Here is a 240-nt window from a genome sequence, read left to right on the forward strand (position 1 = left end):
GTTTGAGATGCTGGACAAAATGCGGCGTCGCAATAGGGTCAGGGCAATCACTCCAGCGCAGCGAGTCGGCATCAGGTTGGTTTTCCCACTCTTCCCATACAGGGAGTAACAAAACCAGCCAGCTTCCCGCTTTCAACGTTCCGCTAAGTGCGGCAAAGGCAGCGGCATCAAAGCCGTGGCGGGCGTCGAATACCGCATGCCGGAACTCGCGCCCAAGTAAAGTTTGTAGTGCCGAGGGAG

1 protein-coding gene is annotated in these 240 nt (G+C 57.1%); it reads right to left on the bottom strand.

The genetic code is table 11. The annotated features are described in order from the left end of the window. Window positions 1–240 (bottom strand): tRNA(Met) cytidine acetyltransferase TmcA domain-containing protein (locus tag SB764_RS44175; RefSeq protein ID WP_410867336.1); only part of this gene is annotated, 240 nt, incomplete at both ends.

The sequence above is a fragment of the Paraburkholderia sp. SIMBA_027 genome, from assembly GCF_046535315.1.
Taxonomy (GTDB): domain Bacteria; phylum Pseudomonadota; class Gammaproteobacteria; order Burkholderiales; family Burkholderiaceae; genus Paraburkholderia; species Paraburkholderia tropica.